At 69.4% G+C, this 4,743-nt stretch carries 5 protein-coding genes; 2 read left to right on the top strand and 3 right to left on the bottom strand.

What is annotated here, in order from left to right:
• Positions 1-624: SAM-dependent methyltransferase (locus BJQ90_RS16755; RefSeq protein WP_226761349.1), on the bottom strand; the 624-nt coding region annotated here is incomplete at its 3' end.
• A gap of 208 nt (positions 625-832) precedes the next feature.
• On the opposite strand from BJQ90_RS16755, the gene BJQ90_RS16750 reads away from it, so the two are divergent.
• The gene (locus BJQ90_RS16750; protein WP_226761348.1) at positions 833-1,240 is read left to right on the top strand and encodes a hypothetical protein; all 408 of its coding nucleotides are present in this window, start codon (positions 833-835) and stop codon (positions 1,238-1,240) included.
• Between the two features lie 326 nt (positions 1,241-1,566).
• Positions 1,567-3,468, top strand: coding sequence for a DEAD/DEAH box helicase (locus BJQ90_RS16745; RefSeq protein WP_226761347.1), 1,902 nt, complete (start codon positions 1,567-1,569; stop codon positions 3,466-3,468).
• Positions 3,469-3,615: 147 nt separating this feature from the next.
• Here BJQ90_RS16745 and BJQ90_RS16740 read toward each other — a convergent pair whose 3' ends face one another.
• Together BJQ90_RS16740 and BJQ90_RS16735 are read right to left on the bottom strand one after the other, a co-directional pair.
• Complete coding sequence (locus BJQ90_RS16740) at positions 3,616-4,266, bottom strand: MBL fold metallo-hydrolase (protein WP_226761346.1); 651 nt, start codon at positions 4,264-4,266, stop codon at positions 3,616-3,618.
• A 22-nt stretch (positions 4,267-4,288) separates the two neighbouring features.
• The coding region (locus BJQ90_RS16735) for an aldo/keto reductase (RefSeq protein WP_226761345.1) at positions 4,289-4,743 on the bottom strand (455 nt) is incomplete at its 5' end.

The raw sequence follows: 4,743 nt of genomic DNA, 5'->3' as shown, positions 1-4,743 counted from the left end.
CGTCAGCGCGGCAGCCTCGCCGTCGGGTCCGGTGGCGCTGCGGTGCCGGGTGTCGACGACGTCGAGCCGCCACTCGGGCGCCCCGATCCCCAGCTCCGCGGCCAGCTGCTCGGCCGTGTAGAACCTCTCCGCGTGATTGTGGTGCTCGCTCCAAGGCGGCAGCCCGTCCGGGTGGTGGCCCACGATCAGCAGCGCTCCTCCGGTCCGCACCGCGGCGGCGGCCAGTTGCAGGGCCTGCTGCCAGGGCATCACGGTGGAATGCAGGAACTGGGCTGTGACCAGGTCGAAGAGCTCCCCGGGAACCCAGGTGGCCAGATCCTGCTGCACCCACGTGATGTTCCCGGCCTGCCCGCGCTCCTGCGCATGCGCTTTGGCCCGTTCCAGCGCGACGGCGGAGACGTCGAGGGCGGTCACTTTCCAGCCGCGGCTGGCGAGCCAGATGGCGTCCGCGCCCTCGCCGCAGCCCAGGTCCAGGGCCGTCCCGGGAGGCAGGGGGGCGGCCTCGGCGATCAGCTGCGGATTCGGCTCGCCGCTCCAAATCCTCGCCCGGCTGCGGTACTTCTCGTCCCAGACTTGGGCCGCACTGGCATTGCTGTTGTCTTCGCGGTGCTCGTGCTCCGTCATCGTTGTCCTTGGGGGGGTCGTGGGGTCGGGGGTTCTTCACCATCATGGCAGGGGAAGGGTCCGGGCGACACCAGTAAATCGGCTGCGCCCGAAACTGGACACACGAAGATCACGGCACGGAAACGCTCCCGAAACCTCGGTGGTGGAGTCTGGAGCCGGAGAGCGGAATGACACTGGGGTGAATCCGAATCTGAGGAAGGATCAGGCCATGACTGCAGAAGATGCGCGGCAGGTTCAATCGTGTGAGGAGCTGTCGGTGGGGGATCAGATCGAAGCATGGCATAACGGCAAACTCTTCCACCGGGGCGAGGTGATCCGGACGGTCGCGGCCACGGACCTGTTCTGGATCCTGGATGAGAAGACCGGAACCCGGAGGCTGATTGACGCCGAGGCGCTGGTTATCCTGCGGGTGGCGGTCCCGGCAGCCACGTACGGTTCCGGTGGCACGCGCGGTTCCGACGCCACGCGCGGTGCCTGCGCCACGCTCGTGGTGGCCCCCGCGCACGCTGCCGCGGCCGCAGGCGGGGTCCCCGGGCGGGCGGCGCCGGACGCCCCGCCGGCCAGGGTGCCGGCGTCGCACGTCCCGCTGTTCCAGGCGCCCAGCCTGGTGCCGTGAGCGGGAGAAAACGGCACTGGCCCCGCCGGATGATAGACTGAAGGAACTTGATGTGCAGTGATGCCCACTTTGGTCTTGAATGATCGGTCCGGTTCATCAACCGGTTCCCCTGCTGGATTCCCTCCGGAATCCGCCCGCAGGGAGTGGGATTTTTTCATGTGAGAGGCACATCCTGCGTCGATGAACGCGTTCTATTTGGTCCTGGCCGCCGCCTTGAATGGCAGCTGGCCGGTTGATCACCTGACTTTTCTTCGGCGAACCCCTGGGCCAACCGGCACCGGGGGCCGATATCCGCACGGATACCGCCTGAAAGACCTTTGAAACATATGACTACTTTTGCTGCCCTCGGCACGCCCAAGGTTCTCGCCGACACCCTCACCGCCCAGGGGATCGTGGAACCGTTCCCCATCCAGGTCAAGACCCTGCCGGACACCCTCGCAGGACGCGACGTCCTGGGCCGCGGCCGCACCGGCTCCGGCAAGACCATTGCCTTCGCCATCCCGCTTGTAGCACGACTCGCTGAGCGGGAAGCCAAGCACTTCCGCAAGCCGGGCCGCCCGATGGGCCTGGTCCTCGCGCCGACCCGTGAGCTGGCCACCCAGATCAACGCGACCATCGAGCCGATGGCCAAGGCCATGGGCCTGAACACCACCGTGATCTACGGCGGCATCTCCCAGGCCCGCCAGGAAAAGGCGCTGCGCGCCGGCGTCGACATCGTCATCGCCTGCCCCGGCCGCCTGGAGGACCTGATCCGCCAGCGCGTCCTGACCCTCGAAGGCGTCGAGATCACCGTGCTGGACGAGGCCGACCACATGGCCGACCTCGGCTTCCTCCCCGTGGTCAAGAAGCTCATGGACATGACCCCCAGCCAGGGCCAGCGCCTGCTGTTCTCCGCCACACTGGACAACGGCGTGGACAAGATCGTCCAGCGCTACCTGTCCAACCCGCTGACCCACGCCGTGGATGAATCACAGGCCGCGGTGACCACCATGGAGCACCACGTGCTCGTCGTCAACGACCAGACCGTCAAGAAGCAGCTGATCGTCGAGCTCGCTTCGGGTGCCGGCCGCCGGGTGCTCTTCATGCGCACCAAGCACCACGCCCGCAAGCTGGCCAAGACCCTCACTGACGCCGGCATCCCCGCCGTCGACCTGCATGGCAACCTTTCGCAGAACGCCCGAGACCGCAACCTGGCCGAGTTCTCCTCCGGCGAGGTCCGCGTCCTGGTCGCCACCGACGTTGCCGCCCGCGGTGTCCACGTCGACGACGTCGAGCTGGTCATCCACGTGGATCCGCCCACGGAGCACAAGGCCTACCTGCACCGCTCAGGCCGTACCGCCCGCGCCGGCTCCGACGGCACCGTCGTCACGCTGACCCTGCCGGAGCAGCAGTCCGACGTCAAGAAGCTCATGAAGGCTGCCGGCGTCGACGTCAACTTCGAGCGCGTCACCGCGAACTCGCCGCTGGTTGCACAACTGGTCGGCGAAATGGCCGACAAGATCGATCCGCGCACCCGCGCCGCGCTGCTGGCCGCCAAGTCCAACCAGGGCGGCGGCAGCTCCACCGGCGCCAACGCCGAGCGCAAGCGGGCCCGCCGCACCACCCAGGCTGCACCCACCGCGGGTGGCCGGGGCGGCCGTGGCGGACGCGGACGCGTCGGTGCCGAGGCTCCCCGCACCGACCTTCCGCGTGCCGAGCGCCGTGCCGTGGCCTACGAGGGCCAGGCTGCAGCGCGCAACGCCGCAGAGCGCGTCATCGAGCGCAACGAGGACCGGCAGGATGCCGAGCGCGCCGAGCGCCGCAGCGTCCGCAGCCGCTCCACCTCGTACGGCACGCACCGCAACGACGTTCCGGCTGCAGGCGGCCGCGCGTCGGCCGGCCGCGGTTCCGACGGCCGCGCCGCAGAAGGACGCAGCGACGCCCGGGGCGCTTCGGCTCCCCGCAGCGGCGCACCCCGCACCGGCGGCGCTCCCCGCACGGGCGGCGCTCCCCGCACGGGCGGCGCAACCGGCGGGCAGCGCGGCGGACGTCCGGCAACGGGCCAGCGTGCAGCTGCCGGCGCCAAGACCGGCTCCAACGCGGCCGTTTGGTCCTCCAACACCGGCGGCACCTCGGGCGGATCCTACGCAGGCGGCGGCAACGGCCGTTCCAGCGAAGGCCGTCCGGCACGCAGCGGCGGCCCCCGCCGCGCGTCCGCCCCGGCGTCGAACGAACGCCGCAGCCGCTAAGGTTTCGGTTTTCCGCTACACAAAGTAGCTCGCGCTACGCGAAATGCCGGACGCTACGGGAATTCCGCAGCGACCGGCATTTCGCGCAGCGCCAGCCACGAAGTGCCGCGCCAGCTACCCAGCACGGCGCAAAGCACGCAGCGCCAGCTACCAGCCGCGGGCGCGCCACTCTGCCAGGTGCGGGCGTTCCGCGCCCAAGGTGGTCGGTTTCCCGTGGCCCGGGTGCACCACAGTGTCATCCGGATACACGTCGAACAGCCGCTCGCTGACATCGCTGATCAGCTGGGCGAACCGCTCCGGATCCTTCTGGGTGTTGCCCACGCCGCCGGGAAACAGCGAGTCGCCGGAGAAAATGTGCGCCGGGCCCTCCGGGTCCTGGTACACGAGGGCGATCGAGCCCGGGGTATGGCCGCGCAGGTGCACTGCCGTCACGTTGAAGCCGTCGAAGTTGCCGACGTCCCCGTGGTCCAGCAGCACATCCACCGACACCGGCAGTTCCGGGGCATCTTCCGTCCCGGCCGCCGTCTTCACCCCGGTGGCCGCCACCAGGCCCGGCAGCGCACGGACGTGGTCCCAGTGCTGATGGGTGGTGGCGACCAGCGCCAGCTTCGCCGCCGCGGAGGTATCCGCGGCGGCGTCGGCAAGCAGCCCCTGGATGGCGGCCAGATCATCGGCCGCATCGATCAGGAGCTGCGCGCCCGAGGCTTTGCTGGTGAGAAGATACACGTTGTTGTCCATCTCGCTGACCGAAATCCGGCGGATGGTGATGTCACGTAACGAGTGAATGAGCGAGTCCATGGGTTTCAGTCTACGGACGCGGTCATTCACGGCCCTCGGACACCCAGTTGGGGTCCGCGGAGCGGGAGCCGACGACGGCGTCCGCGGCGGCGTCGAGTTTCTCGAGTTGCGCCGGGGTGAAGTCGAGCGCCAGGGCTCCCAGGTTCTCGTCGATCCGGTCCGCCTTGCGGGTGCCGGGAATGGGGACCACGGGCAGTCCCAGCCTCCGGCCCTGCACCAGAAGCCAGGCCAGGGCGACCTGGGCAGGAGTTGCGGCCTGCCCGTCGGAAGAAAGTTCCGCCGCGACGGACCGCACCGCGGCAATCACTCCCTGGTTGGCGTCCATCGCCGCCTCGGCGAAGCGGGGGATGTTGCGGCGGAAGTCGCTGCTGCCCAGCTTCGACGCGTCCACGGTGCCGGTGAGGAATCCCCGGCCCAGCGGCGAATAGGGCACAAAACCCACCCCGAGCTCGGCCGCGGCAGGAACAACGTTGCGTT

Source organism: Arthrobacter sp. SO3 (assembly GCF_020532825.1).
Lineage (GTDB): Bacteria > Actinomycetota > Actinomycetes > Actinomycetales > Micrococcaceae > Arthrobacter.
The sequence above is the reverse complement of the archived record's forward strand: the minus strand, read 5'-3'. Positions and strand labels throughout refer to the sequence as shown.

Excerpts from the sequence above, each read along its gene's own strand:
- BJQ90_RS16750 (WP_226761348.1), top strand. The coding sequence starts at position 833 with ATGACTGCAGAAGATGCGCGGCAGGTTCAATCGTGTGAGGAGCTGTCG.
- BJQ90_RS16745 (WP_226761347.1), top strand. The coding sequence starts at position 1,567 with ATGACTACTTTTGCTGCCCTCGGCACGCCCAAGGTTCTCGCCGACACC.
- BJQ90_RS16740 (WP_226761346.1), bottom strand. The coding sequence starts at position 4,266 with ATGGACTCGCTCATTCACTCGTTACGTGACATCACCATCCGCCGGATT.